The sequence below is a fragment of the Variovorax sp. YR216 genome (genome assembly GCF_900107745.1).
Taxonomy (GTDB): domain Bacteria; phylum Pseudomonadota; class Gammaproteobacteria; order Burkholderiales; family Burkholderiaceae_C; genus Variovorax.
This window is the reverse complement of sequence record NZ_FNRO01000005.1, coordinates 245571-270662: the sequence shown is the minus strand read 5'-3', so window position 1 is coordinate 270662 and position 25092 is coordinate 245571. Positions and strand designations below refer to the sequence as shown.

The window sequence follows — 25092 nt, the reverse complement described above, 5'->3', positions numbered from 1 at the left end:
TTCTGAAGGAGCAACTTCCATGAGCGAATCGATCGTGATCGTCGGCGCAGCCCGCACCCCGATGGGCGGCTTCCAGGGCGACTTTTCTTCCCTCTCGGCGCATGACCTGGGTGGCGTGGCCATCAAGGCCGCCGTCGAACGCGCGGGCATCAGTGCCGACAGCGTGGGCGAAGTGCTCTTCGGCAACTGCCTGATGGCCGGCCAGGGGCAGGCACCGGCGCGTCAGGCGGCCTACAAGGGCGGCCTGCCCGACAGCGCGGGCGCGGTCACGCTCAGCAAGATGTGCGGCTCGGCGATGAAGGCGGCCATGATGGCGCACGACATGCTGCTCGCGGGCACGCACGAGGTGATGGTGGCCGGCGGCATGGAAAGCATGACCAACGCGCCCTACCTCATGCTCAAGGGCCGCGGCGGCTACCGCATGGGCCATGACCGCATCTTCGATCACATGATGCTCGACGGCCTGGAAGACGCCTACCAGCCGGGCCGCTCGATGGGTACCTTCGGCGAGGACTGCGCGGCCAAGTACAAGTTCACGCGCGAGCAGCAGGATGCGTTCGCCATCGCCAGCGTGGAGCGCGCGAAGGCGGCAACGACTTCGGGCGCGTTCAAGGCCGAGATCGCGGCGGTGACCGTCAAGGGCCGCGGCGGCGAGACCGTGATCGACATCGACGAAGGTCCGGGCAAGGTCAAGGTCGACAAGATCCCGACGCTCAAGCCCGCGTTCAAGAAGGACGGCGGCACCATCACCGCCGCATCGAGCTCGTCCATCAATGACGGCGCCGCTGCGCTGGTGATGATGACCGAGAGCACCGCGAGGAAGTACGGCGCCAAGCCGATCGCGCGCCTCGTCGCCCACGCCACGCACGCGCAGCAGCCCGAATGGTTCTCCACCGCGCCGGTCGGTGCGGTCGCCAAGCTGTTCAAGAAGACCGGCTGGGCCGTGAAGGACGTGGACCTGTGGGAAGTCAACGAGGCCTTCGCCGTGGTGCCCATGGCGCTGATGCACGAACTGTCGGTGGCGCATGACATCGTCAACGTGAACGGCGGCGCCTGTGCGCTCGGTCACCCGATCGGCGCGAGCGGCGCGCGCATCATGGTGACGCTGATCCATGCGCTGCAGCAGCGCGGCAAGAAGCGCGGTGTCGCGACGCTGTGCATCGGCGGCGGCGAAGGCACCGCCGTCGCGATCGAGCTGGTCTGATTTTTTACGCGGCCCCGTGACGGCCGCCGCCCGCATCGTCGTGTGACGGTGCGGGCTTTTTTCTTTCAGGCTTCCGTGCGCGCGCCAGCCAGCAGCCGGCTGAAGAGGCGCGCCGTCTTGGCGTCGCACGCCATGCCGTGGTCGAGGTGCACGTTCATCGCAAAGCCGTCGAAGGCCATCAGCACCACCCCGGCGATGACGTCGCTTTCCGCGGCTGAAACGGAAAGGCAACTCTCGATCCACTTTGCCACGCGCGACTGGAACAGCTCGCGCAGATGCGGGCTGTAGGCGTCGCCGCCGCCGGTGGTGGAGAGCGCCTGCATGATGTTCTTGGCGAAGCCGTTGGTCTCGTGCGGCAGATCGCGCCACAGCGCCACCAGCAGGCGCTCCAGCCGCGCTTCGGGCGAAGCGACGCGCTTCAGCGAGCGGTCCAGCTTTTCGAGCCGCTCGTTGAGCCACGGCTCGTACAGCGTGTAGAGGATGTCGAGCTTCGAGGCGAAGTAGACGTACACGTTCGCCGTCGAGATGCCGGCCTCCCGCGCAATGGCGGGAATGGAGGTCTCGATATAGCTCTGCGCCGAGAACAGCCGGAACGCTGCCGCGAGGATCGCTTCGCGAACGCCTTCTTTCTTTCGCTGGGACATGGTTGGGCCTGGGTCCTGTTCGGAGACGGATCCATTCTCTCAAAAATGAATGGTATTCGCTATTGACACGGATTAGCTTGACTCCTAAAGTAGTTTTCAGTCCCAGGTTTTGACCCAGATCAGGAAACCCAACGATGCAATCAGCGATCCGCACCCAAGAGCTGAACCCGGCGAAGCTCACGTCTCTCTTTCGCAAGCAGTTCGAGCTGTGTCGCGTCGGTCCCGGCCAGACGGTCGCGATCGTGAGCGATCTCGGCACCCGCCGCGAGTACATCCAGTCCGCCTTTGCCGCGGCGCAGGACATCGGCTTCGACATCTACGAGATGTGCGTCAACGCCATCCCCGGATGGAACAGCGTCGGCGTTCCGACCATCGGCAAGTGCAAGGGCACGCTGGAAGCCCTGATGGCGGTGGACATGGTGCTCATCTTCCACGTCCCGCTCTTCTCGAAGTGGCTGCGCGACGTGCAGGCCAAGGGCGTGCGCGTGCAGATGATCATCGACGCGCCGGACGACCTGTATCAGCTGCAGTCGCCACCGGGGCTGAAGGAAGCCGTGGTGCACGCGCACAGGCTCTATGAGAAGACGCGCGACGTGCGCGTGACGAGCAAGGCCGGCACCGACCTCAGCTACAAGTGCGGCGAATACCCGGTCATGAGCCAGTACGGCATGGCCGACGAACCCGGTCGCTTCGACCACTGGGGCGTGGGCCTGCTCCACACCTTCCCGAACGAAGGCAGCGCGCAGGGTCGTGTGGTGATCGCGCCGGGGGACGTGGTGATCCTTCCTTATTGCCGCTACGTGCAGGACGCGATCGAGCTGGAGATCCGCGACGGCCACATCGTGAGCATCGAAGGCGGACTCGATGCCTCGCTGATGCGCGAATGGCTCGCCGAGGGCAAGACCAGCGAGAACGACAAGGACCCGTACGCACTCTCCCATCTCGGCTGGGGCCTGAACCCGCAATGCCGCTGGGATTCGCTCGCTCTGTACGGCGATTCGCCCGAGCGCAGCCGTGCGGCGTCGCGCAGCTTTCCGGGCAACTTCCTCTTCTCGACCGGCCCGAACACGCAGGGCGGCGGCAAGCGCACCACACGCGGCCACTACGACGTGCCGATGCGCAACTGCACCATCTCGCTCGACGGCAACGTCGTGGTGAAGGACGGGCGCATCGTCGACCCGAAGATGATCGTCGAGCGCGTCGCACGCTGAACCGGAGACGCGCTTCATGCTGATCGAAGGTCAATTCCCCATCGCGGCGCCGCCCGAGACGCTGCTGGTCCATCTGTTCGACGCCGGCCTGATGGCCTCCTGCCTGCCCGGTTGCGAAAAGCTCGAGGCGCTCGACGCCGACCGCTATCGCGCAGTGGTCGCCATCTCGATGGCGGGCATCAAGGCGCGCTTCGACCTGCTGGTCGAAATCACGAAGCGCGACGACAGCAACGTGTGGGCGGTCACGCGCGGCGACGAAGGCGGTCACGCCAGCAACCTGCAGGCGGACAGCCAGGTCACCCTGCAACCCACGCCCGAGGGCACGCTGGTGAGCTACCGCTCCGAAGTCTCGGTGACCGGCCGGCTCGGCCGCTTCGCGCTCGGCATGATGAAGAAGAAGGCGCAGAGCATGGGCGACGAGTTCGCCGTCAATCTGCAGCGCAAGCTCGAACAGATCGGCGCCGCCCCGGCCGCGCAGCACTGAAAGGCCGACCATGACGACGCTGCAGGGGCTCTATCGCCCGAAGACCGTCGCCGAGGCCACGGCCTTGCTCGCGCAGGACCCGGACGCGAAGCCGCTCGCGGGTGGCGCGACGCTGGTCGCGATGCTCAATGCCCACGTGCTCGAACCGGCTGCGCTGGTCAGCCTCGCGGACATCGACGAGATCAAGGGCATCAGCACGATGCCCGATGGTCGTGTGCGCATCGGTGCCTTCACGCGGCATCGCGACACCGCCGCTTGCACGCTACGGCTGGGTAGTTGCGCGGTGGTCCCGCATGCGGCATCGCAGATCGCCAACGCGACGGTGCGCAACATGGGGACCATCGGCGGCTCGATCTCCTTCGCAGATCCGGGGCTGGACTATCCGCCCGCGCTGGTTGCCGCGAAGGCTGAGATCGAGATCGCGTCCGCTGAAGGGCGACGCGTTCTGCCGGCCTCCGGATTCTTCGTGGACTGGTATCTCACCGCGCTGGAGCCCGGCGAGATGGTCACCGCCGTCTACCTCCCGCCCAACGATGGCGGCGTGGGTACCTACGTCAAGCACGCACGCGTGGCGGGTGACTATGCAACTGCATCGATCGCGGCCTGCATGCGTGGCGACGGGCGCCTGAGCGTCGCGGTTGGCGCTTGCGGTCCGACCCCGCTGTCCGATCCCGAAGCCGATGCCGTGCTGTCGGAAGGCCGCAGCGATGCCAGCGTGGCGCGCGCCGCGCAGATCCTCGTGGAGCACGCCGATCCGCTCGACGACGTACGAGGCAGCGCGGACTACCGCCGCCAGTTGATCCCCCGTTTGTTGCTGCGTGCCGTGCGCACGCTCGAAGCCGCCCCCCGGAGCGCCGCATGAATTCCCCCCCGATCACTCTCCACGTCAACGGCGAAAGCACGCAGGCGGAGGCCGGCCTGCACGACACCCTGCTCACCGTGCTGCGCGACCGCCTGCAACTCACCGCCGCCAAGCGCGGCTGCAACCAGGGCGTCTGTGGCGCGTGCACCATCAGCGTCGACGGCGTGCCGATGCGCGCCTGCCTGAGCCTTGCGCACAACTGCGAAAGCGCCGATGTCAAGACGCTCGAAGGTCTGCAGGACAGCGCCGAGATGCGCGCGCTGCAAGCGGCCTTCGCAGCATCGGGCGCATTCCAGTGCGGCTTCTGCACGCCGGGCATGCTGGTCAGCGCTCGAGCGCTGCTGCAACGCAATCCCGACCCGGACGATGCGGCGATTCGCTCCGCGCTCTCGGGCAACCTGTGCCGCTGTACCGGCTACGTGAAGATCATCGACGCAGTCCGCACCGCCGCCCGCGCGCTCCAGGGCGAAGGAGTCGCATCGTGAGCGCGGCCGTCGTCGACATCCCCGGTGGCGTCGGGCAGGCGATCCCGCAGCTCGAATCGGACGAGAAACTCACCGGCCGTGCGCAATACATTGCCGACCTGTACCGCCCCGGCATGCTGCACGGCGCGATCCTGCAGAGCCCGTACGCGCATGCGCGCATTCGAGGGTATGACCTGCGTGAAGCGCTGGCGCTGCCCGGTGTGCGCGCGATCGTGACCGGCGACGACCTGGATGACGCGCACAAGATGGGCGCGTTCATCAAGGACGAGCCGGCCTTTGCCAAGGGCAAGGTGCGCTACGTCGGCGAGATCGTCGCGGCCGTCGCCGCGGACACCGAAGCCATCGCTCGGCAGGCGACACGGCTCATCCGTGTCGACTACGAAGAATTGCCCGCGGTGCTGGGCCCCGAGGAAGCGCTTGCACCCGGCGCTGCACTCGTGCACGAAGACACGGGTTCCTATGTCAAGGTGTTCGACTCGGGCACCGACGGCAACCTGTGCTCGCGCACCTCCTTCCGGTCCGGCGACATCGACAGCGCCTGGGCGCAGTGCGACGTCGTGGTCGAAGGCCACTACCAGACGCAGGCGCAGGCGCATCTTTCGCTCGAGCCTTGCGGCGCGCTGGCGGAGGCCGATGCCGCGGGTCGCGTCACGCTGTGGTCGGCCAACCAGTCGGTGTTCCGCGTGCAGGCCAGCGTGTGCGAATCGCTGGGCCTGCCGATGACGCGGCTGCGCTGCCTGACGCCGCGCATCGGTGCGGGATTCGGCAACAAGATGGAAGCGCATGTGCAGCCCGCGGTCGTGCTGCTGGCGCTCAAGACGCGCAAGCCGGTCAAGCTCATCATGAGCCGCGAGGAAGACTTCGAGGCGGTCCGCGCGCGCCATCCGGTCACCATCCGCATGAAGACCGGCGTGAAGCGCGACGGCACCATCGTCGCGCGCGAAACCGAACTGCTGCTCGACGGCGGCGCGTTCGGCGACGACAGCCCGGGCGTGCTCGGCTACGCGCTGCTCATGAACTGCGGGCCCTATCGCATCCCGAACGTGCATGCACACGGCCGCGTGGCCTACACCAACAAGCTGCGCTTCGGTGCATTCCGTGGCTTCGGCGTGCCGCAGGTGACCTTCGCGTCCGAAACGCAACTCGACGAAGTCGCGCACAAGCTCGGCATGGATCCGATCGCGCTGCGGCGCAAGAACATGCTGGTCGACGGCGACCCGTGGTTCGGCGGACAGCCGATCCTCTCCAACGGCCTCGCAGAGTGCCTCGACATCGTGCAGAAGGAATCGGGCTGGCCGTCGCCTTCCGAAAGCCCGCCGGGCCGCCATCGCGGATTCGGTGTAGCGCTCACCGCACACATCAGCGGGCTCCTGGCGTCCGGCGCGATCGTCCGCGTACTGGAAGACGGATCGGTTCTGCTCAACACCGGCGCGGTCGATATCGGCCAAGGCTCGAACACCGTGCTCACCCAGATGTGCGCCGAAGCGCTGAAGCTGCCGGTCGATCGTGTCGCAATCGCGAGCCCGGACACCGATGGCTCGCCCTACAACTGGGGCACCACCGCCAGCCGCGTGACCTACGTGGCAGGTCGTTCGGTCGTCGGCGCCTCCGAGGAGGTCGCGGACAAGCTCAAGCAGCAGGCCAGCGAGATGCTCGAATGCGCCGTGGAAGACCTCGAACTGCTTCCGGGCGGCAAGGTTGCGATCAAGGGCGTCGAGCAACGCGCGGTCAGCTTCGCCGAGATTTCCGGCCGCGCCCACTGGGCGGCGGGCGGGCCGATCATCGGCACGCACAGCTGGGTGTTCAACCAGAAGACGGTCGATCCCAAGCGTGCGGTGGTGCAGGGCCTGCCGTTCCCGCAGATCGGCATCTACAGCTTCGGCGCGCTGGTGGTCGAGGTGGAGGTCGACGAGCTCACCGGCAAGGTGCGCGTGGTGCGCGCATGGTCGGCCTGCGACATCGGCCGGGCGATCAATCCGACCATGGCGACCGGGCAGATCGAGGGTGCCTTCGTGCAGGGCATGGGCTATGCGCTGACCGAGGAAATGGTCTGGGACGGCGCGCGCCTCGCGAACCCGAGCCTGATGGACTACAAGATCCCGACCTTCGCCGAGCTGCCCGAAAGCCTGAAGGCGTATCTCGTCGAATCGAACGAGCCCAGCGGTCCGTTCGGTGCCAAGAGCGTGGGCGAGATCGGCATCAACGGCGTGGCGGCCGCGATCGCCAACGGCATCGCGCATGCGACCGGCGCGCGGTTGCACCAGTTGCCGCTCAGCTCCGAGCGCGTGCTCAACGCGCTGCTTGCGCAGGATGGCGAGGGGGCTGCATCGTGAAGCTCGATCACTACCCGCCGCAGGAGCCGCTGTCGCCGCTCGGCGCGGCATATCAGGACCGCATCCTCAAGCTCGGCGAAGGCGTTGCCGGCCATGAAGCCGCATATGGCGACGACCCGTACCAGACGCTCACCGTGTTCCGCCCCGAGTCGCCCAGCGGCGATGTGCTGGTCTTCTTTCACGGCGGCGGCTGGACCAGCGGCTACAAGGAGTGGATGTACTTCATGGCCCCGGCGCTGACGGCGCGGGGCGTCACGCTGGTCAGTGCGGGCTACCGCCTTGCGCCGACGCGCGTTTTTCCGACCGGTCTCGACGACGCCGCGGACGCAGTCGCCTGGGTGTGGCGCAACATCGCGTCGCATGGCGGCGACCCGAAGCGAATCTTCGTCGGCGGCCACTCCGCAGGCGGGCACTACGCCGCATTGCTCGCAGTGAATGGCGAATGGCGCAAGCCGCGCGCGCTTCCGGACGATGTGCTGCGTGGGTGCCTGCCGGTGTCCGGCGTCTATCGCTTCGGGCCGGGCAGCGGTCTTTCCGTGCGGCCGCGATTCCTCGGCGTCGGCGACGAGGAACGCACCGACGCCGCCGCGTCGCCGCTGCATCGCCTCGACGGTGCGGTGAGCGCGCCATTCCTCATCGCCTACGGCGGCCGCGATTTCCCGCACCTCGTCACGCAGGCGCAGCAGATGGAAGCGGCGCTGCGCGCCGCCGGCGTGCCGGTGCAAGTCCAGATCCTCGAAGGCTGTGACCACTTCGAGGCCAGCGTCGCCTGTGGCGAACATCCTTCGGGATGGCCGGCACTCGCAGCAGCGTGGATGCGGCAGACCGCTGCATCACCCCATCCCGTCGACACCAGGAGAAACTAATGCAAAGCCCCACATGGAATCGCAGGTTGGTCATGAGCAGCATCGCGGCGCTGGCCGCGATGGTCTTCGCGCCATCCACTTTCGCGCAGGCCGACAAGCCGATACGCATCGGCTATTCGATGGCGCGCACCGGCATGCTCGCCAACGCGACGCCCTCGCAGAACAACACCTACGAGTTGTGGAAGGAGCAGGTCAACGCGCGCGGCGGCATGGACGTCGGCGGCACGAAGCGCAAGGTCGAGTTCGTGACCTACGACGACCAGTCCAAGCCCGAGCAGGCGGTGCGCATCTATGAAAAGCTCATCACCGACGACAAGGTCGACCTGCTGCTCGCGCCGTGGGGAACGCCATTCCAGATCGCGGTCGCGCCGGTGCTGGAGAAGTTCAAGTTCCCGATGGTCGGCAACACCGCCGCGTCGGTGTCGCTGCGGCAGGTGAAGCCGGGCTACATCTGGTTCCCGACCTCGGCGATCCCCGACCGCATCGGCGTGGAGCTCACCGCGATGCTGAAGGCCAACAACGTGAAGTCGGCGGTGGTGCTGGCCAACGTGCTGCCTTTCACCAAGGAGATCAAGAACTACCTCGAGCCCGAGCTCAAGAAGGCCGGCATCGAGATCAAGCTCTCGACCGAGTACCCGCCGGACATCAAGGACATGACATCGATCCTCACGCAGGTGAAGCAGGCGAATCCCGATGCGGTGCTCGCGCTCGCGTACCCGGGCGATTCGGTGCTCTACGCGAAGCAGGCGAAGGAACTCGGCCTGGCGAGCCCGGTGCAGTTCATCGCGATCGGCCCGAGCGACGCTTTCTTCGCGAAGGCGGTCGGCCCCACGGTCGCGGAAGGCGTGATCACCATCGCGCACTGGTCGCCACGTCCGGAATGGAAGGGCTCGCAGGCCTTCTATGACGCCTACGTCAAGAAATTCGGCGAGGACCCCGACTACCTGAACTCCGCGCTCGCATGGATGTCGCTGGAGATCCTCGAAACGGCGGTTGCGAAGGACGGACTCGACAAGGCCAAGATCCGCGAAACCATCAGCAAGGACACTTTCGACACGATCAACGGCAAGGTGAAATTCGACGGCGTTCAGAACGTGATCACGCCCACCGCCTTCGTGCAGACGCAGAAGGGAAAGCTCCAGATCGTGTGGCCCAAGTCCATTGCGACCGGGCAGTACGAGGCCAAGAAGTCCTGGTAAATGTCCGTACTCGATGTGCTGCTCTCGGGGCAGCTGCTGTTCGCTGCCCTCGTCACGGGCTCGCTCTATGCGCTGGTCGCATTGGGACTCAACCTGGTCTACGGGACCATGCGGATGCTCAATGTCGCGCATGGCGACCTCGTGATGCTGGGCGCGTACGCGGCCTATTGGGCGTTCAGCCTGCTCGGCATCTCCCCGCTGATCGCGGCGCCGGTGGTAGGGGGCCTCGGCGCGCTGCTGGGCTACCTGCTCTACAAGGGGTTGTTCCGGCGGCTGCTTGCTGCGCCTTCGCCCAACGCGGGGCGCATGGAGAGCAACTCGCTTCTGCTCTTCTTCGGCCTGTCGATCATCCTGCAGAACGTGGCGGCGATGCTCTTCACGCCGAACAACCGCGCCTACCAGTACCTCGATGATGTGTTGCACGTCGGCAATGTCGCGATGACCGGCAACCGCATCGCCGCTCTCGCAGTGGCGGGCACGACCTGCATCGCGATCGCGCTCTTCCTCGGGCGCAGCATGGCGGGGCTGGCGATGCGCGCGGTGATCGAGCGGCGCGAGGCAGCGTACGTGGTCGGCGTCGACGTGGACCGTGTGCAGTGGGGCAGCTTTGCGCTCGGCTTCGGCAGTGCGGCCCTCGCGGGCGCGCTGATCTCGATGCTGGAGCAGTTCTCGCCGTTCTCGGGCTTTCCGCTCACCATCGCAGGCTTCATCGTGATCATCCTCGGCGGTCTCGGCAACGTGATGGCCGGGCTCGCGGCCGCGCTGCTGCTGGGCGTGATCGAGACCTACGGCGTTGCACTGACCTCGGCCAACCTGCGCTCGGTCCTGCTCTACGGCTGCTTCGTCGCGGCCCTGCTGCTCTTTCCCAACGGCCTTCTGGCGAAGCGATGACCCATCCAGAAACGAATTCCCGCCGAAGTGCCAACGGCTGGCTCGCTGCAATGGCGGCCGGCACCGTCGCGATGCTGGTGCTGCCCTTCGTCGCTAACGACTATCTCGTCGGCACCGGGCTCACATTGCTGATGTGGCTCGCGCTCACGCAAAGCTGGTGCGTGCTCTCGAAGATGACCGGCTACGTCTCGCTTGGCCATGTGGTGTTCTACGGCCTCGGCGCCTACCTGATGGTGGTGACCTGGCAGCAGGCGCCATTTCCGCTGGTCGTGATCGGTGCGGGCCTGCTTGCGGCGGTGTTCGCGGGGCTGGTCGGCCTGCCGGTGCTGCGCGTGCGGGGACCCTACTTCGTGATCCTGACCTTCGGCCTTGCCGAGCTGGTGAAGTACATCATCATCGCGGCCGAATCCGCGAGCGGCACGGCGAGCCGCATCCTCTTCGGCACGCCGGACCTCATCGTCGTGTACTTCTCGATGTTCGCGCTGGCCGTGCTCGCGACCGGGCTGCTCACCTGGGTCAGCCGCTCGCGCTTCGGCCACGGGCTGCGTTCGCTGCGCGAGAACGAAGAGGCCGCCGAGACCCTCGGCGTACCGGTGGTGCGCTTCAAGCTGCTGGCTTTCGTGCTGTCGGCCGCGATCCCCGGGATGGTCGGCGCGGTGATGGCGCTGCGCTCGACCTACTTCGTGGTGGGCGGGGTATTCGATCCGATGATCTCGATCACCATGATCGCGATGGCGATCCTCGGCGGCGGCGACAACGCGAAGGGACCGGTGCTCGGCGTGGTGTTTCTGTTCGCGATCCAGGAACTGCTGTGGGCCAACGCGCCGCTGCTCTACATGATCATCCTCGGCGCGATCCTCATCACCTTCGTGCTGGTGCTGCCCGACGGCCTCGTCGGCATCGCGGATGCGCGTGCGCGCAAGCGCTCCGAGCGGGCATCGACCGCGGAAGGAGCGAAGGCATGAGCACGCTGCTTTCCATACGCGGGCTGGGCAAGCGCTTCGGCGGGCTGACCGCGCTGAACAACGTCTCCTTCGATGTCGAGGCCGGCCGCATCGTCGGCGTGATGGGTGCCAACGGCGCCGGCAAGACCACGCTGTTCGCGCTCATCGCGGGCAATGTGCGGCCGACGGCGGGAGAGATCGCGTTCGAGGGCAAGCCGATCGTCGGCCTGCGGCCCGACCAGGTCTGCCGGCTCGGCGTCGCGCGCACCTTCCAGATCGTCAAACCCTTTCCGTCGCTCACCGTGCTGGAAAACCTGCGCACCGGCGCAATGTTCGGGCACGCGCAGTTCCGGCGCGAGGCCGAAGCGGATGTCGCATGCATGCAGGTGCTTGAAGAGGTCGGGCTCGCGAATGTGGCCCACCGGCCTGCGTCGTCGCTGACGCTGTCCGGCCAGAAGCGGCTGGAGATCGCGCGCTGCGTCGCGACCGGTGCGCGGCTGGTGCTGCTCGACGAGGTGATGGCGGGCCTCACGCCGACCGAGGTCGCGCAGATGCTCGAAACCCTGCGGCGGCTGCAGACCTCGCGGGGCCTCACGCTGCTGGTCATCGAGCATGTGATGCGCGCATTGATGGAACTGTGTGGCCGCATCGTCGTGTTGCACCACGGCGAGCTGATCGCCGAAGGCACTCCGGCGCAGATCGGCGAGAACGAGAAGGTGCTGTCGGTCTACTTCGGAGCGCACGCATGAGCTCGAATCCGATCCTCGAGGTGGACCGGCTCGTCACCGGCTACGGCGCGACGCGTGTGGTGCATGGCCTGTCGCTGCAGGTGCGCGAAGGCGGCGTGACCGCGCTGCTGGGCGCCAACGGCGCGGGCAAGACCACACTGATGAAGACCCTCTGCGGCCTGCTGCCGGTGCAGGGTGGTGCGCTGCGCTTCATGGGCGAAGAGATCGGCCACCGGACCGCCGACAAGCGCGTGCTCTCGGGCCTCGTGCTGGTGCCCGAGGGGCGCATGGTGTTTCCGACGCTCAGCGTGCACGAGAACCTGCGCCTCGGCGGCATCAACCTGCGCGCGCGCCCGCGCCTGCGGCAGAACATCGATCGGGTGTTCGATATCTTCCCGCGCCTGCGTGAGCGCAGTTCCCAGGCCGCGGCAACGCTTTCCGGCGGCGAGCAGCAGATGCTCGCGATCGGCCGCGGCCTGATGGCCGAGCCGAAGCTGATGCTGCTCGACGAGCCCACGCTGGGCCTCGCGCCGGTGATGGCGCTCGAGATCTTCGCGTTGGTGCGCCGCCTCACTGCCGAAGGGCTCACGCTGCTGCTGGCCGAGCAGGACGTGCATCGCACGCTTGAAGTTGCCACGCATGCGTATGTGGTCGAGAACGGTCGTGTCGCAGCGGAAGGCCCCGCCGCCGAGATTGCGGGCGATCCGCGCATCCGCCAGGCCTATCTGGGCCTTTGAACAAAGAGAGAGATTCCCGAACCATGTCCGAGACCTATCGCATCCCTGGCACGCCCTCTCTGGCCGTCGATCTCGCTGGCGCGGGCCCGCTCGCGCTTTTCATGCACGGCATTGGCGGCAACCGCACCAACTGGCGCGCACAGTTGCCGGCCTTTGCGCCGCACTTCTCGTGCGTGGCGTGGGATGCGCGTGGCTACGGCAGCAGCGACGACTACGAAGGCGCATTGGCCTTCGACGACTTCGTGGATGACGTGCTGCGCGTGCTCGATCATTTCGGCGTCGAACGCGCCCATCTCGTGGGCCTGTCGATGGGGGGGCGCATCGCGATGCGCACCGCGCTGCTTCACCCCGATCGCGTTGGTACGCTGACGTTGCTCGACACGCACGAGGGCTTCGAGGCCTTCTCCCCCGAGCAGCGCCAGGCCTTCGTCGACAGCCGGCGCGCGCCGCTGCTCGCCGGCAAGGAGCCGGCCGATATCGCGGAGGGGGTGGCGCGTTCGCTCGTCGGCCCGAAGGCCACGCAGGCGCAGCTCCAGCAGCTCATCGACAGCATCGCGGCGCTGCACAAAGAGTCGTACATCAAGTCGTTGCAGGCCACGGTGGACCAAGTGGTGCTCGGCGACATCTCGCTGATCCGCGCGCCGGCACATTTCGTGGTCGGCGCCGACGACCGCCTCACGCCGGTCGCGATGCATCACGAGATGGCGGCCAAGCTCGGCGGCGCCCCCGTCAGCGTGCTGCCGGATGCCGGCCACCTCAGCAACATCGAGAACGCACCGGCCTTCAACGATGCGGCGCTGGCGTGGCTGCGGCCGCGCGCCGAACTGGGCTCGGTGCCGCGCGATTGGCCGCACTGATCGCGCGGGTTTCGCTCCCTAGAATGGAAGGCTTGTCCATTCAGCAGGAGAAACCTGTTCATGCATCCGGCCTTCCCCCGCGGCGCGATCGCAATGCTGCTCGCTTCCGCTTTCCTTGCCTCCGCCGCTCACGCACAGACCCGCGATCAGGCCCTGTTCGATGCCGCCACCGCTGAGAAGCCGGCGGTCATCAAGACCCTTGAAAACCTGGTCAACATCGAAACCGGCACTGGCGACGCGGAAGGTCTCGAAGCCGCTGGAAAGTACCTCGAAGACCAGCTCAAGTCGCTGGGCTTCACCGTCACGCGCAGCAAGTCGGCCGGCATCGTGGTCGGGGACAACATCGTCGGCAAGATCAAGGGCAAGGGCGGCAAGAACCTGCTCTTGATCTCGCACATGGACACGGTCTACCTCAAGGGCATCCTCGCCAAGGCACCGTTCCGCATCGAGGGCGACAAGGCCTATGGCCCCGGCATTGCCGACGACAAGGGCGGCAACGCGGTGATCATCCACACGCTCAAGTTGCTCAAGGCGCGGGGCTTCGACGACTTCGGCAGCATCACCGTGCTGTTCAACACCGACGAGGAGAAGGGCTCCTTCGGCTCCCGCGACCTGATCCAGGAAGAAGCCGCGAAGTCCGACTACGTGCTGTCCTTCGAGCCCACCGGCGCGGGCAAGGAAGATCTTTCACTCGGAACCTCCGGCATCGCCTACGTACAGGCCAACATCACCGGCAAGGCGTCGCATGCGGGCGCGGCGCCCGAGCTGGGCGTGAACGCGCTGGTCGAGGCATCGGACCTCGTGCTGCGCACGCAGGACATCGACGACAAGGCCAAGGGCCTGCGCTTCAACTGGACCATCGCCAAGGCCGGCGCGGTGTCGAACATCATCCCGGCGAGCGCCACGCTCAACGCCGACGTGCGCTACGCGAAGAACGAAGACTTCGAAGCCGCGATGAAGACGCTCGAAACCCGCGCGCAGAAGAAGAAGCTGCCGGATGCCGACGTCAAGGTGCTCGTCACGCGCGGCCGCCCGGCCTTCAATGCCGGCGAAGGCGGCCGCAAGCTGGTCGACAAGGCGGTGGCCTACTACAAGGAAGCCGGCGGCGAGCTCACGGTGACCGAGCGCACCGGTGGCGGCACCGATGCGGCCTACGCGGCGCTTGCGGGCAAGCCGGTCATCGAAAGCCTGGGCCTGCCGGGCTTCGGCTACCACAGCGACAAGGCCGAGTTCGTGGACACCAGCGCGATCCCGCGCCGCCTGTACATGGCCAGCAAGCTGATCATGGACCTCGGCCAAGGCAAGTAAACACAGCGAACGGAAGGAGCCCCGCCATGCTGCTCAACACCGACCAGGAAGCCATTCGCGATGCCGTGCGCGCCTTTGCGCAGGCCGAGCTCTGGCCCAACGCGCCGCAATGGGACCGCGACCACAGCTTTCCCAAGGCGGCCCACGAGGGCTTGGCGGCGCTGGGTGCCTATGGCATCTGCGTGCCGGAGGAAGACGGCGGCGCGGGGCTCGACTACCTCACGCTCGCACTGGTGCTCGAGGAAATCGCCGCCGGCGACGGCGGCACCAGCACCGCGATCAGCGTGACCAACTGCCCGGTCAACGCGATCCTGATGCGCTACGGCAATGCGGCGCAGAAGAAGCAATGGCTGCAGCCGCTCGCGCAGGGAAAGATGCTCGGCGCCTTCTGCCTGACCGAGCCGCAGGCGGGCAGCGATGCATCGTCGCTGCGCACCACGGCGCGCAAGGACGGGGACGGCTGGGTGATCGATGGCGTCAAGCAGTTCATCACCAGCGGCAAGAACGGGCAGGTCGCGATCGTGATCGCGGTCACCGACAAGGGCGCAGGCAAGCGTGGCATGAGCGCCTTCATCGTGCCGACCGATGCACCCGGCTACGACGTTGCGCGCCTCGAAGACAAGCTGGGACAGCATTCGAGCGACACCGCGCAGATCAATTTCGACGGCTGCCGCATCCCGGCCGAGAACCTGATCGGCCAGGAAGGCGAGGGCTACAAGATCGCGCTCGGCGCGCTCGAGGGCGGGCGCATCGGCATCGCCGCGCAGAGCGTGGGCATGGCGCGCAGCGCGTTCGAGTTCGCGGTCAACTACGCGAAGGAGCGTCAGGCCTTCGGCGGTTCGATCTTGCAGCAGCAGGCAGTGGGCTTCCGGCTCGCGGAGTGCGCGACGCAGATCGAAGCGGCTCGCCAGTTGATCTGGCACGCGGCGAGCCTGCGCGATGCGGGCCTGCCGTGCCTCAAGGAAGCGGCGATGGCGAAGCTCTTCGCGAGCGAGATGGCCGAGCGCGTGTGCAGCGCCGCGATCCAGACGCTGGGCGGCTACGGCTACGTCAACGACTTTCCGCTGGAGCGCATCTACCGCGACGTGCGGGTGTGCCAGATCTACGAAGGCACTTCGGACATACAGAAGCTGCTGATCCAGCGCGCGCTGGCCTGAAGCGGCCCGCTGTCATCGATTTCGATGACAGACAAGCGACGCACGGCGTAGCAGCATGGCGGCTCCTTGTCGGAGGTGCTGCCATGCCCTGTTCGTTCACCCCTTCCGCCCTGCGCGCAGCGGCGGTACTTTGCATCAGCGCTGCCGGTTTGCCGGCGTGGGCTGAATCCGCCGCGCCGGATCTGGCGACGCTGACGGCCAGCGAGGCTGCGCGGCAGATCTGCTCGGGTTCGCTCAGCAGCGAGCAACTGGTGTCGGCCTACATCGCGCAGGCCAAGGCGAAGCCGCAGCTGAATGCCTTCGTCACGCTCGATGAAGCGGGCGCGCTGAAGGCGGCGCGTGCGGCGGATGCGGCGCGCAAGCGGGGTGGCGCCTGCCTGCCCCTGGCGGGTGTCCCGGTGGTCGTGAAGGACAACATCCAGGTCAAGGGCCTGCCCGCGACGGCCGGCACGCCTGCGCTCAAGAATTTCGTCCCCGCGGCGGATGCGCCGGTGGTCGCCAAGCTGCGCGCGGCTGGCGCGATCATCCTGGGCAAGACGAACATGCACGAACTGGCGTTTGGCGTCACGGGCTACAACCCCGCGTTCCAGACCGGACCGGAGGTGGGCGTGCGCAATGCCTACGACAGCAGTCGCATCGCGGGCGGGTCGTCCTCGGGCACTGGCGCAGCGCTCGGCGCCCGCATGGCGCCGGCCGGTCTGGGCACCGACACGGGTGGCTCGGTACGCATCCCGTGCGCGTTCAACGGCTGCGCTTCGCTGCGGCCGACGGTGGGGCGCTATTCGCAGGACGGCATCGCGCCGATTTCGCACACCCGTGACACGGCGGGGCCAATGGCGGTGTCGGTGGTGGACGTCGCCCTGCTCGATCGCGTCATCGCCGGCGGAACGGCCGTCAAGCCCGCGAGCCTGAAGCACGTGCGGCTCGGCGTGGTGAAGGATTTCCACGCGAACCTCGATGCCGACACGCGCGGCGCCGTCGACGCGGCGCTTGCCAAGCTGCGCGGGGCCGGCGTCACGCTGGTGGATGTGGACATGCCGAAGCTGGCGGAGCTCAACGGCGCCGTCGGGTTCCCGGTCGCGCTCTACGAGGCGCATGACGACATCGCGACCTATCTTGCCAGGTACCGCACCGGTGTCGATCTGGCGCAATTGGCGGCGGGCATCGCCAGTCCGGACGTCAAGGGCACTTTCGACGGCCTGATCATCCCGCGCAAGCTGCCGGCCCCCAACGGCGTGGTGGATGCGAAGCCCGCCTACGACAACGCGATGCGCGTGGCCCGGCCGGCGCTGCAGAAGCTCTATCGCGACACTTTCACGAAAAACAGGCTGGACGCGCTGGTGTTCCCGACGGTGCCTCGCGTGGCGATCGCGGCCACCCCGGAGGCGAGCAGCGTGGAGAACTTCGTCGCCCTGATCCAGAACACGGACCCCGGCAGCAACGCGGGCATTCCGGGGTTGCAACTGCCGGTGGCATTGGGCGCCACGAGCGGTCTTCCCGTGGGCCTGGAGCTGGATGGACCGGCCGGCAGTGATCGCAAGCTGCTGGCGCTGGGCCTTGCGATCGAGCCGTTGCTGGGTCGGCTGCCGGCGCCGGCAAAGTAGGGGCGGGCCCGCTCCTCAGTCCGGGCGATCCGGCCCCGCCAGGCCGGCCAGCGCCGCACGGCGTTCGATGCCGAGCTTGTCGAAGATGCGCCGCAGATAGGTGCGGACAGTCGGCACGCCAACGCCCATGCGCCGTGCGATGTCCTTGTCGGTGAGTCCCTTGCACACGGCTGCCGCGACCTCGCGTTCGCGCTCGCTCAGTCGCGACCACGCGGGTGCGGTGTCGGCCGCCGCTGGCGCCACACGCTGTGCGCGTCGCAGCGCGCCGGCAAAGGCCGGTTCGATGAGGTCGAGCAGCGCCTTGTCGTGGTCGCTGAAGTCGCCGCGGTCCCGACGGCGCCAGATGCGCAGGTCGCCCAGTGCGCGGTCGCCGTGAAAGGCGTGGAGATTCATGCCCCAGTGCAGTCCGTCGCGCGAGAGGAAGTCGGTGAAGAACGCGGTCCGCATCAACTCGCGCTGCGGCATCACTTCGGTGACGCGGGTGGCATGGCGGCGCGCCTGCAGCACGAAGGTGATGGGGTCGTGGTACTGGTGCCAGCGGTTGTAGCGATCGAGATTGGCCGGGTCCATGTTGAGCGCGACCCGGTCGTCGAAGGTGCCGCTGGCGGCGTCCCACACGAAGGAGGCGAACTGGTCTGCCCGCAACAGGTCGAGCAGCGCCCAGCCGGTGCGCTCGCGGATCTCGCGCTGGCTCTGGTCTTCTGCGAGCAGCGCGAAGATGCTGCGCAGCGCGTGTTGCTCCGAACCACTGAGGTACATCGTCGCTCCATGGAGGCCGTCCAAGCTTAGCCCTGCTGCAAGTGCCGCGCCATCGGCTGGATTCAGGGTTTGCGCGCAGTGGGCGGGCGCGGTCGTCACAATACGCGACGGCTTTCCATCCTCGATCCTGCATGTCCGCATCCTCCTCAGGCCCCGCCCTTGTTCACTGCCCCTGCGGGCGCCGCGATCGCAGGGCACTTGCGTTGCCCTATGCCCAGTGCTGCGGCCGCTATCTGGACGACTTCGAGCGCACGCCCGCGCCCGATGCCGAATCGCTCATGCGCTCGCGCTACACCGCCTTCGTGCGCGAGCGTGCCGATTACCTGCTCGCAACGTGGCATCGCACCACGCGGCCTGCAACGCTCGATTTCGAGCCGGGCGTGAAATGGCTGGGGCTCGATGTCCGTTCGCGGTCGACATCGGCGGACCACGCCGAGGTGGAGTTCGTCGCCCGCCAGCGCGGCAGGTCCGGCGTCGCGGTGCGCCTGCACGAGCGCAGCCGCTTCGTCTGCGAACCTGACGGAAAGCTGAATCGCTGGTACTACGTCGACGGCGATTTGCTCTGATTGGCGCGGATTCGCGCGACGCGGCGCGGGATTGTGTCCGCGATCGATACAGTCCGATTCCTTTTGGCCTATTTATCTTGCGGCGCCGAACCCTCACACTCCGTGGCAGTGGGTAAAAGCGTCAAGCGCGCTTGCCCGAAGACCAACAACACGAGGCAGGAGCGCGACATGACGATCGGCAAGACGATTCGCAATGTGCAGTGGCGAGGCATCGCATCCGCGTTGCCGCTGGCGGCAGCGCTGCTGGCCGCACCTCTGGCCCATGCGGCGGGTGAGGCGCCGCTGCTGACGCCCTTTTCCAGTGCGCAGGGCGCGCAGGCGCCGCAGCCGTGGCGCTTCACCACGCTGCCCAACAAGGCCGCCACGCGGTTCGAAGTGGTCCAGGAAGACGGCAAGCGCGTGCTCAAGGTGGATTCGGACCAGTCGTACGGCAACCTCGTGCACCCCGCGCACCTGCCGCTGAATGCCAATGCGACACTGGCATGGCGCTGGCGCGTCGACGAGTTCGTGGAGGGTGCCGATCTGCGCACCCGCGCCGGCGACGACGGCGCCGCGAAGATCTGCGTGTTCTTCGACTTCCCGACCGACAAGCTGTCGGTGAGCGAGCGCGCACGCCTCGCGCTGGCGCGCAAGACCACCGGCGAGGACGTGCCGAGCGAGGCGCTGTGCTACGTGTGGGACAACAAGGAAACCAAGGGCACCGCGCTGGCGAATGCCTTCACCCGCCGCGTGCGGATGTTCGTCATCGAATCGGGCCCGGCATCCAAGCCCGGCACATGGGTCGCGGAACGCCGCAATCTGCTCGCGGACTACAAGCGCACCTTCGGCGATGAAGCCGGCGATACGGTGCCGGACATCGTGGCGGTCGCGATCTCCGCGGATTCGGACAACACCCACGGCCATGGCATCGCCTATTTCTCCGACGTCGAGTTGCACGGCGGACCATCGACCCAGGAAGCGGCGACCCAACCCAAGGAATAGCCAGCCATCCATCCCACATCACCTCCAGGTTCCAAGAAATGAACGACTTCGTTGCACTCCTCGCCAGCCAGGGTTCTGCCCTGGTGTTCGTCGCCACCCTGGCGGCGCGGCTGGGTGCGCCGGTGCCCGCCGTTCCTTTCCTGGTGGTGGCCGGTGGATTGACGGTCGGGGGCGAGGTGTCGTTCGTCGCCGTCACGCTGGCGGCGCTGCTGGGAAACATCCTCGGCGACGGCGCATGGTTCGTCGCCGGACGGCGCTGGGGCTATCGTGTGATGCGCCTGCTGTGCCGCATCTCCCTGTCGGCGGATTCGTGCGTCAAGCGCAGCGAGAACATCATCGGCCGCTGGGGTGGCCTGTCGCTGATCGCAGCCAAGTTCGTGCCGGGCGTGTCGGTGGTGGCGCCGCCGATGGCGGGCGCGCTGGGCATGTCGAATGCGCGCTTCCTTTCCTACGAGACGGTGGCCGCGCTGATCTGGACCCTGGGCTTCCTGCTGCTCGGGCGCGTGTTCCACGCGGCCATCCAGGATGTGCTGGCGGTGCTCTCGAGCGTGGGCGTGACCGCCGCCGCGGTGTTCGCAATGCTGCTCGGCGCATTCGTCGCGTGGCGCTACTGGCAACGCCGGCTTGCGTTGCAGGCGGATGACATCGATCGCATCGAAGTGGGCGCCCTGCGCGCAGCACTCTCGGCGGGCACGGACGTGACGGTGATCGACGTGCGTTCCGAAGACGCACGCCTGCTGGACGGCCGCGTGATTCCGGGTGCGATCGGCGTGTCGCTCAAGCACATTCCGTCGCGCATCGACGGCTTCGCGGATGGCCGCGAGCTGGTGGTGTACTGCGACTGCCCCGAAGACGGCGGTGCGATTGCCGCTGCGCGTCTCTTCATCGCCGCTGGCGTGCCGCGCGTCCGTGTGCTGGCCGGTGGCATCGATGCATGGATGGCCGAGACCGTCTTCGAAGCGCCGGTGGCCGCCGCGCCAATGGCCGTCGCACGTCCAGCCTGATCGCCGCCTGACCCGCGGCTTGATCCCCCGCGCGGCCTGCGCCTAGAATCGGCCCCGCTCCGGGGTGCGCGCAATGAGGCGCGCTGAGATGGCCAAAGGCCGAACCCGCGAACTTGATCTGGTTCATGCCAGCGTAAGAAGAGCTGCAACTCCCGCGATGCCAAAGGCCCATCATCCAAGCCCGGCATCCATCAGTGGAGCGATTGCGGAGCACCCCGTTGAACCCAACCAGGAGTGCCCCGCATGAATGCCGTCGACAAGTTCGCCTCTCTCCTCACGCTGACGCGTGAGCCTTTCCCCGCTTCCACCAAGGGCGCCATCACTGGCAGCCGGCCCGACCTGCGAGTGCCGGTGCGCGACGTGCGTTTGACCAACGGCGAGTGCGTGTCGCTCTACGACACCTCCGGCCCGTATACCGATCCTTCCGTCGAGATCGACGTGCGGCGCGGCCTTCCCGGTGTGCGCGAAGCGTGGATCGCCGAGCGCGGCGACACCGAGAGCTACGAAGGCCGCATCCACAAGGCCATCGACGACGGCGCGACGCACGCCGACCGCGATGCGCAGCGCATCGCCGAGCTGCGCGCCGGCGCAGCGAGCCTGCAGCGCACGCCGCGCCGCGCCAAGTCCGGCGCGAACGTCACGCAGATGCACTACGCACGCCGCGGCATCGTCACGCCCGAGATGGAATACGTTGCACTGCGCGAGAACGGCCGCCGCGAATGGATGGCCGAGTACATGGCCGATGCCGCGCGCGAGAAGCGCCTCGCCGGCAACCCGATGGGCGCAAGCATCCCGAAGATCATCACGCCCGAGTTCGTGCGCGACGAAGTGGCGCGCGGCCGCGCGATCATCCCGGCCAACATCAACCACCCGGAAGTCGAGCCGATGGCGATCGGGCGCAACTTCAAGGTCAAGATCAACGCCAACATCGGCAATTCGGCCGTGACCTCGAGCATCGAGGAGGAAGTGGAGAAGCTCGTGTGGGCGATCCGCTGGGGCGCGGACAACGTGATGGACCTCTCCACCGGCCGCAACATCCACACCACCCGCGACTGGATCGTGCGCAACAGCCCGGTGCCGATCGGCACGGTGCCCATCTACCAGGCGCTGGAGAAGGTCGGCGGCGTCGCCGAGGACCTCACCTGGGAGATCTACCGCGACACGCTGATCGAGCAGGCCGAGCAGGGCGTCGACTACTTCACCATCCACGCGGGGCTGCGGCTGCCGTTCATCCATCTGACCGCCAACCGGCGCACCGGCATCGTCTCGCGCGGCGGCTCGATCATGGCCAAGTGGTGCATCGCGCATCACAAGGAGAGCTTCCTCTACACGCACTTCGAGGACATCTGCGACATCATGAAGGCGTACGACGTGAGCTTCTCGCTCGGCGACGGCTTGCGGCCCGGCTGTGCATCGGATGCCAATGACGAGGCCCAGTTCGCCGAACTGCGCACGCTCGGCGAGCTCACGCAGATCGCCTGGAAGCACGACGTGCAGACCATGATCGAAGGCCCGGGCCATGTGCCGATGCACCTGGTCCAGGCCAACATGGACGAGCAGCTCAAGCACTGTCACGAGGCCCCGTTCTACACACTGGGCCCGCTGACCATCGACATCGCGCCCGGCTACGACCACATCGCCAGCGCGATCGGCGCCGCGATGATCGGCTGGTTCGGCACCGCGATGCTCTGCTACGTCACGCCCAAGGAGCACCTGGGCCTGCCGGACCGGGACGATGTGAAGCAGGGGATCATCGCGTACAAGATCGCTGCGCACGCGGCGGACGTCGCCAAGGGCCACCCGGGTGCGCGGGCGCGCGACGACGCGCTCTCGCAGGCGCGTTTCGACTTCCGCTGGCAGGACCAGTTCAACCTCGGCCTCGACCCCGACACCGCACGCGAATTCCATGACGAGACGCTGCCCAAGGACAGCAGCAAGGTTGCGCACTTCTGCTCGATGTGCGGTCCGAAGTTCTGCTCGATGAAGATCACGCAGGAAGTGCGCGAGTACGCGGCACAGAAGGGCCTCGACGAAGGCGCTGCGGTCGAGGCGGGCATGGCCGGCAAGTCCGCGGAGTTCAAGGCGGGAGGCGGCGAGATTTACATCCCGGTCAAGCCCGTCGTCTGACATGGAGCTGAAAGGGCTTCGTTGATAGGATCGGCGCCATGCGTGCCTTTCCTTTCGATGCCGTCCTTTTCGACTGCGACGGCGTCCTTGTCGATTCCGAGCCCATCACCAACCGCGTCCTGGCAGAAATGCTCGGCGAGCTGGGCTGGGCGTTGACGGTCGAGGAGTGCATGCGCATCTTCACCGGCAAGGCCGTGAAGGACGAGGCGACTTTGATCCAGGCGCGCACCGGCTTCACCCTCACGCCGGAGTGGCTCGTCGGCTTCCGCGAGCGGCGCAACATCGCGCTGGAGCGGGAGCTCGTGGCCATTCCGGGTGCTGCGACGGCGGTGCGGGCGCTGCATGCGGGGCTCGAGGGCCGCATTGCCTGCGCATCGGGCGCCGATCGCTTCAAGGTCGAACTGCAGCTCGACAAGATCGGCATCCTCGACTGCTTCAAGGGCCGGGTGTTCAGCGGGCACGAGATGCCGCGCTCCAAGCCGGCGCCCGACGTCTACCTCGCGGCGGCGGAGGCCCTCGGGGTCGATCCGGCGCGTTGTGCGGTGGTCGAGGACACGGTCACCGGCGCCAGCGCCGGGGTTGCGGCCGGCGCCACCGTCTTCGGCTACAGCCCGAGCGACCTGGGCCACAGCGGGCCCGAGGCGCTGCGCGCGGTCGGCGCGGCGCATGTGTTCACGGACATGGCGCAGCTTCCCGGGCTGCTCGCCGATTGGCGTTTCGTCCCCGCCTGAAACGTCTATGCGGGGCCTGCGCGCGTTATGGCCAGTCCTGATCGCCGCATGCCTTTCGGCCTGCTCGTCGCTGCGGCCATGGATCAACGATCCGCTGCCTGAGAACCCGCCGCCGCGATCGGCCATCATCGCGACCGCGCAGCGCGATCCGACCATCCTGGTGGCGGTCACGCTGTCCGGCGGCGGTGCGCGCGCGGCCGCTTTCGGCTACGGCGTGCTCGAGGAGCTGCGCGACACCAGATTCCAGTGGAACGGCCGCGAGACCGATCTGCTCAACGCCACCGATGTCATCAGCGGTGTGTCGGGCGGGAGCATCCTGGCGGCCTACTACGCGGCTTTCGGCGCCGAGGGCTTGCCGAATTTCGAAACCATCTTCCTGCGCCAGAACTTCCAGAACAGCCTGATCCTGCAGGCGCTCCGGCCGAGCAGCCTGCACGACCTGACCTCGCCCTGGTACGGCCGCTCGCACCTGCTGGCGCGGCGGCTCGACGCGATCTACCAGGGCAAGACCTACGCCGACATCGAGAACGATCCGCGGCACCCGCAACTGGTGATCGCGGCGACGGACATGTCGCTCGGAACCCCCTTCGAATTCACGCAGGACCAGTTCGAGCTGATCTGCTCCGACCTGCAGACCGTGCCGCTCTCGTTCGCGGTCGCGGCGTCGTCGGCCGTCCCGGTCCTTCTCAGCCCGATGACGCTCCAGAACCATGCGCAGGTGTGCCAGGACCGGGGCATCACGCCGCGCCTCGCAACGGTGGGCGGCGCGAACTACCGGGCGCGCATGTTCCGCATGCAGGCGAACAGCTACCTCGACGCCCACGCGCGGCCGTTCATCCATCTGGTCGACGGCGGCGTCGCCGACAACCTCGCGGTGCGGCGGCTGCTCGACCGGGCGCTGCTCGGCGGTGGGCTGCGCGAGAGCTTCGAGGAGGTCGGCATCCCCCCCGGAAGTGTGCGGAAACTGGTGGTGATCAGCGTGAATTCGGCGCGCGACCCGGCCAACAACATCGACCAGAGCGACCGGGTGCCCGGCATCCGTCAGGTGACCGACACACTGCTTTTCGGCGCCGGCGCGCGCGCCACGCTCGAGACGCAGGAATTCCTTCTGGATACCGCCCGGCAGTGGCGCGAGGATCTGCGCCGCCGCAGTTCCGGCGCCGACGCCTTCGCGCCCGACGCAGAAATCCACGTGGTGCAGGCCAATCTGCGAGACGCCGCGGACGGCGAATTGCGGCTGCGGCTGTTACAAGTGCCGACCGCGTTCTCGATCAGCGACGAGGAGGTCACCCGGTTGATCGCCGCCGGGCGGAGCGCGCTGCGGCGTTCCGCCGATTTCCAGGCGCTGAAGCAGTCGCTGGGGGTGAAGGACGATTGAGACGCGGGCGGGGCCAAGGCCCGCCCGGAGGG

The 25092-nt window shown here is 67.4% G+C and carries 24 protein-coding genes and 1 riboswitch; of the genes, 22 read left to right on the top strand and 2 right to left on the bottom strand.

The features are described from left to right. The first annotated feature begins 19 nt into the window (after positions 1–19). Positions 20–1204: an acetyl-CoA C-acyltransferase gene (locus tag BLW05_RS17325; RefSeq protein WP_093164486.1), complete on the top strand. Its 1185-nt coding sequence runs from the start codon at positions 20–22 to the stop codon at positions 1202–1204. A gap of 65 nt (positions 1205–1269) precedes the next feature. Here the strand turns inward: BLW05_RS17325 and BLW05_RS17320 are convergent, their stop codons facing one another. Next, positions 1270–1848 (bottom strand): TetR/AcrR family transcriptional regulator, encoded by a 579-nt coding sequence (locus BLW05_RS17320; RefSeq protein WP_093164485.1) that lies wholly within the window; start codon positions 1846–1848, stop codon positions 1270–1272. A gap of 134 nt (positions 1849–1982) precedes the next feature. Here BLW05_RS17320 and BLW05_RS17315 point away from each other — a divergent pair, with 134 nt between their 5' ends. From BLW05_RS17315 to iaaH, 15 genes are all read left to right on the top strand, one after another. Then, complete coding sequence (locus BLW05_RS17315; protein ID WP_093164483.1) at positions 1983–3059, top strand: 2,5-dihydroxypyridine 5,6-dioxygenase NicX family protein; 1077 nt, start codon at positions 1983–1985, stop codon at positions 3057–3059. A 16-nt stretch (positions 3060–3075) separates the two neighbouring features. Next, a complete protein-coding gene (locus BLW05_RS17310) occupies positions 3076–3543 on the top strand; it encodes an SRPBCC family protein (protein ID WP_093164482.1) in 468 nt (155 codons plus the stop codon). A 10-nt stretch (positions 3544–3553) separates the two neighbouring features. Next, complete coding sequence (locus BLW05_RS17305; protein ID WP_093164481.1) at positions 3554–4405, top strand: FAD binding domain-containing protein; 852 nt, start codon at positions 3554–3556, stop codon at positions 4403–4405. Further along, the gene (locus BLW05_RS17300; protein WP_093164479.1) at positions 4402–4890 is read left to right on the top strand and encodes a (2Fe-2S)-binding protein; all 489 of its coding nucleotides are present in this window, start codon (positions 4402–4404) and stop codon (positions 4888–4890) included. Before BLW05_RS17305 ends, BLW05_RS17300 begins: the two co-directional genes overlap by 4 nt. Further along, positions 4887–7223, top strand: a complete 2337-nt coding sequence (locus BLW05_RS17295) for a xanthine dehydrogenase family protein molybdopterin-binding subunit (RefSeq protein ID WP_093164478.1) — start codon at positions 4887–4889, stop codon at positions 7221–7223. Before BLW05_RS17300 ends, BLW05_RS17295 begins: the two co-directional genes overlap by 4 nt. Further along, positions 7220–8089, top strand: a complete 870-nt coding sequence (locus tag BLW05_RS17290; protein ID WP_177142691.1) for an alpha/beta hydrolase — start codon at positions 7220–7222, stop codon at positions 8087–8089. Before BLW05_RS17295 ends, BLW05_RS17290 begins: the two co-directional genes overlap by 4 nt. Before the next feature lie 32 nt (positions 8090–8121). Further along, entirely contained in the window at positions 8122–9288 is a 1167-nt protein-coding gene (locus BLW05_RS17285; protein WP_177142690.1) for an amino acid ABC transporter substrate-binding protein, read from the top strand. Further along, positions 9289–10179, top strand: a complete 891-nt coding sequence (locus BLW05_RS17280) for a branched-chain amino acid ABC transporter permease (RefSeq protein ID WP_093164472.1) — start codon at positions 9289–9291, stop codon at positions 10177–10179. Continuing rightward, positions 10176–11144: a branched-chain amino acid ABC transporter permease gene (locus BLW05_RS17275; protein WP_093164470.1), complete on the top strand. Its 969-nt coding sequence runs from the start codon at positions 10176–10178 to the stop codon at positions 11142–11144. The genes BLW05_RS17280 and BLW05_RS17275 overlap by 4 nt, the downstream gene beginning before the upstream one ends. Next, positions 11141–11872, top strand: coding sequence for an ABC transporter ATP-binding protein (locus BLW05_RS17270; protein WP_093164468.1), 732 nt, complete (start codon positions 11141–11143; stop codon positions 11870–11872). Before BLW05_RS17275 ends, BLW05_RS17270 begins: the two co-directional genes overlap by 4 nt. After that, a complete protein-coding gene (locus BLW05_RS17265; RefSeq protein ID WP_177142689.1) occupies positions 11869–12588 on the top strand; it encodes an ABC transporter ATP-binding protein in 720 nt (239 codons plus the stop codon). The genes BLW05_RS17270 and BLW05_RS17265 overlap by 4 nt, the downstream gene beginning before the upstream one ends. Positions 12589–12611: 23 nt before the next feature. Then, positions 12612–13445 carry an alpha/beta fold hydrolase gene (locus tag BLW05_RS17260; protein ID WP_218135182.1) on the top strand — a complete coding sequence of 278 codons (834 nt, stop codon included), beginning with the start codon at positions 12612–12614 and terminating at the stop codon, positions 13443–13445. Positions 13446–13505: 60 nt separating this feature from the next. Next, positions 13506–14753: a glutamate carboxypeptidase gene (locus tag BLW05_RS17255; RefSeq protein WP_093164465.1), complete on the top strand. Its 1248-nt coding sequence runs from the start codon at positions 13506–13508 to the stop codon at positions 14751–14753. Between the two features lie 26 nt (positions 14754–14779). Continuing rightward, entirely contained in the window at positions 14780–15910 is a 1131-nt protein-coding gene (locus BLW05_RS17250; protein ID WP_093164463.1) for an acyl-CoA dehydrogenase family protein, read from the top strand. An 83-nt stretch (positions 15911–15993) separates the two neighbouring features. Next, positions 15994–17514 carry an indoleacetamide hydrolase gene (gene iaaH, locus BLW05_RS17245; RefSeq protein ID WP_093164461.1) on the top strand — a complete coding sequence of 507 codons (1521 nt, stop codon included), beginning with the start codon at positions 15994–15996 and terminating at the stop codon, positions 17512–17514. Positions 17515–17529: 15 nt separating this feature from the next. On the opposite strand, the gene BLW05_RS17240 is transcribed toward iaaH, so the two are convergent. Beyond that, complete coding sequence (locus tag BLW05_RS17240) at positions 17530–18273, bottom strand: helix-turn-helix transcriptional regulator (RefSeq protein WP_093164459.1); 744 nt, start codon at positions 18271–18273, stop codon at positions 17530–17532. A 131-nt stretch (positions 18274–18404) separates the two neighbouring features. Between BLW05_RS17240 and BLW05_RS17235 the strand changes: the two genes are divergently transcribed. The 6 genes from BLW05_RS17235 (at position 18405) to BLW05_RS17210 (ending at position 25060) form a co-directional block, all read left to right on the top strand. Then, the gene (locus BLW05_RS17235) at positions 18405–18839 is read left to right on the top strand and encodes a YchJ family protein (protein WP_093164457.1); all 435 of its coding nucleotides are present in this window, start codon (positions 18405–18407) and stop codon (positions 18837–18839) included. Between the two features lie 168 nt (positions 18840–19007). Further along, the gene (locus tag BLW05_RS17230; RefSeq protein WP_093164455.1) at positions 19008–19820 is read left to right on the top strand and encodes a DUF3047 domain-containing protein; all 813 of its coding nucleotides are present in this window, start codon (positions 19008–19010) and stop codon (positions 19818–19820) included. Between the two features lie 38 nt (positions 19821–19858). Continuing rightward, positions 19859–20824 carry a rhodanese-like domain-containing protein gene (locus BLW05_RS17225; RefSeq protein ID WP_093164454.1) on the top strand — a complete coding sequence of 322 codons (966 nt, stop codon included), beginning with the start codon at positions 19859–19861 and terminating at the stop codon, positions 20822–20824. 50 nt (positions 20825–20874) lie between these two features. Continuing rightward, positions 20875–20981: riboswitch (TPP riboswitch) on the top strand. Between the two features lie 86 nt (positions 20982–21067). Further along, positions 21068–22951: a phosphomethylpyrimidine synthase ThiC gene (thiC, locus tag BLW05_RS17220; RefSeq protein WP_093164452.1), complete on the top strand. Its 1884-nt coding sequence runs from the start codon at positions 21068–21070 to the stop codon at positions 22949–22951. Between the two features lie 38 nt (positions 22952–22989). Beyond that, on the top strand, positions 22990–23682 hold the full coding sequence (locus BLW05_RS17215) for an HAD family hydrolase (protein WP_093164450.1): 693 nt from the start codon (positions 22990–22992) through the stop codon (positions 23680–23682). Positions 23683–23689: 7 nt separating this feature from the next. Continuing rightward, positions 23690–25060 carry a patatin-like phospholipase family protein gene (locus BLW05_RS17210; protein WP_177142688.1) on the top strand — a complete coding sequence of 457 codons (1371 nt, stop codon included), beginning with the start codon at positions 23690–23692 and terminating at the stop codon, positions 25058–25060. Positions 25061–25092 lie beyond the last annotated feature (32 nt).

What these genes read in the sequence shown, in the direction of transcription:
- BLW05_RS17325 (WP_093164486.1), top strand. Translation starts at nt 20, where the DNA reads ATGAGCGAATCGATCGTGATCGTCGGCGCAGCCCGCACCCCGATGGGC.
- BLW05_RS17320 (WP_093164485.1), bottom strand. Translation starts at nt 1,848, where the DNA reads ATGTCCCAGCGAAAGAAAGAAGGCGTTCGCGAAGCGATCCTCGCGGCA.
- BLW05_RS17315 (WP_093164483.1), top strand. Translation starts at nt 1,983, where the DNA reads ATGCAATCAGCGATCCGCACCCAAGAGCTGAACCCGGCGAAGCTCACG.
- BLW05_RS17310 (WP_093164482.1), top strand. Translation starts at nt 3,076, where the DNA reads ATGCTGATCGAAGGTCAATTCCCCATCGCGGCGCCGCCCGAGACGCTG.
- BLW05_RS17305 (WP_093164481.1), top strand. Translation starts at nt 3,554, where the DNA reads ATGACGACGCTGCAGGGGCTCTATCGCCCGAAGACCGTCGCCGAGGCC.
- BLW05_RS17300 (WP_093164479.1), top strand. Translation starts at nt 4,402, where the DNA reads ATGAATTCCCCCCCGATCACTCTCCACGTCAACGGCGAAAGCACGCAG.
- BLW05_RS17285 (WP_177142690.1), top strand. Translation starts at nt 8,122, where the DNA reads ATGAGCAGCATCGCGGCGCTGGCCGCGATGGTCTTCGCGCCATCCACT.
- BLW05_RS17280 (WP_093164472.1), top strand. Translation starts at nt 9,289, where the DNA reads ATGTCCGTACTCGATGTGCTGCTCTCGGGGCAGCTGCTGTTCGCTGCC.
- BLW05_RS17275 (WP_093164470.1), top strand. Translation starts at nt 10,176, where the DNA reads ATGACCCATCCAGAAACGAATTCCCGCCGAAGTGCCAACGGCTGGCTC.
- BLW05_RS17270 (WP_093164468.1), top strand. Translation starts at nt 11,141, where the DNA reads ATGAGCACGCTGCTTTCCATACGCGGGCTGGGCAAGCGCTTCGGCGGG.
- BLW05_RS17265 (WP_177142689.1), top strand. Translation starts at nt 11,869, where the DNA reads ATGAGCTCGAATCCGATCCTCGAGGTGGACCGGCTCGTCACCGGCTAC.
- BLW05_RS17260 (WP_218135182.1), top strand. Translation starts at nt 12,612, where the DNA reads ATGTCCGAGACCTATCGCATCCCTGGCACGCCCTCTCTGGCCGTCGAT.
- BLW05_RS17255 (WP_093164465.1), top strand. Translation starts at nt 13,506, where the DNA reads ATGCATCCGGCCTTCCCCCGCGGCGCGATCGCAATGCTGCTCGCTTCC.
- BLW05_RS17250 (WP_093164463.1), top strand. Translation starts at nt 14,780, where the DNA reads ATGCTGCTCAACACCGACCAGGAAGCCATTCGCGATGCCGTGCGCGCC.
- iaaH (WP_093164461.1), top strand. Translation starts at nt 15,994, where the DNA reads ATGCCCTGTTCGTTCACCCCTTCCGCCCTGCGCGCAGCGGCGGTACTT.
- BLW05_RS17240 (WP_093164459.1), bottom strand. Translation starts at nt 18,273, where the DNA reads ATGTACCTCAGTGGTTCGGAGCAACACGCGCTGCGCAGCATCTTCGCG.
- BLW05_RS17235 (WP_093164457.1), top strand. Translation starts at nt 18,405, where the DNA reads ATGTCCGCATCCTCCTCAGGCCCCGCCCTTGTTCACTGCCCCTGCGGG.
- BLW05_RS17230 (WP_093164455.1), top strand. Translation starts at nt 19,008, where the DNA reads ATGACGATCGGCAAGACGATTCGCAATGTGCAGTGGCGAGGCATCGCA.
- BLW05_RS17225 (WP_093164454.1), top strand. Translation starts at nt 19,859, where the DNA reads ATGAACGACTTCGTTGCACTCCTCGCCAGCCAGGGTTCTGCCCTGGTG.
- thiC (WP_093164452.1), top strand. Translation starts at nt 21,068, where the DNA reads ATGAATGCCGTCGACAAGTTCGCCTCTCTCCTCACGCTGACGCGTGAG.
- BLW05_RS17215 (WP_093164450.1), top strand. Translation starts at nt 22,990, where the DNA reads ATGCGTGCCTTTCCTTTCGATGCCGTCCTTTTCGACTGCGACGGCGTC.
- BLW05_RS17210 (WP_177142688.1), top strand. Translation starts at nt 23,690, where the DNA reads ATGCGGGGCCTGCGCGCGTTATGGCCAGTCCTGATCGCCGCATGCCTT.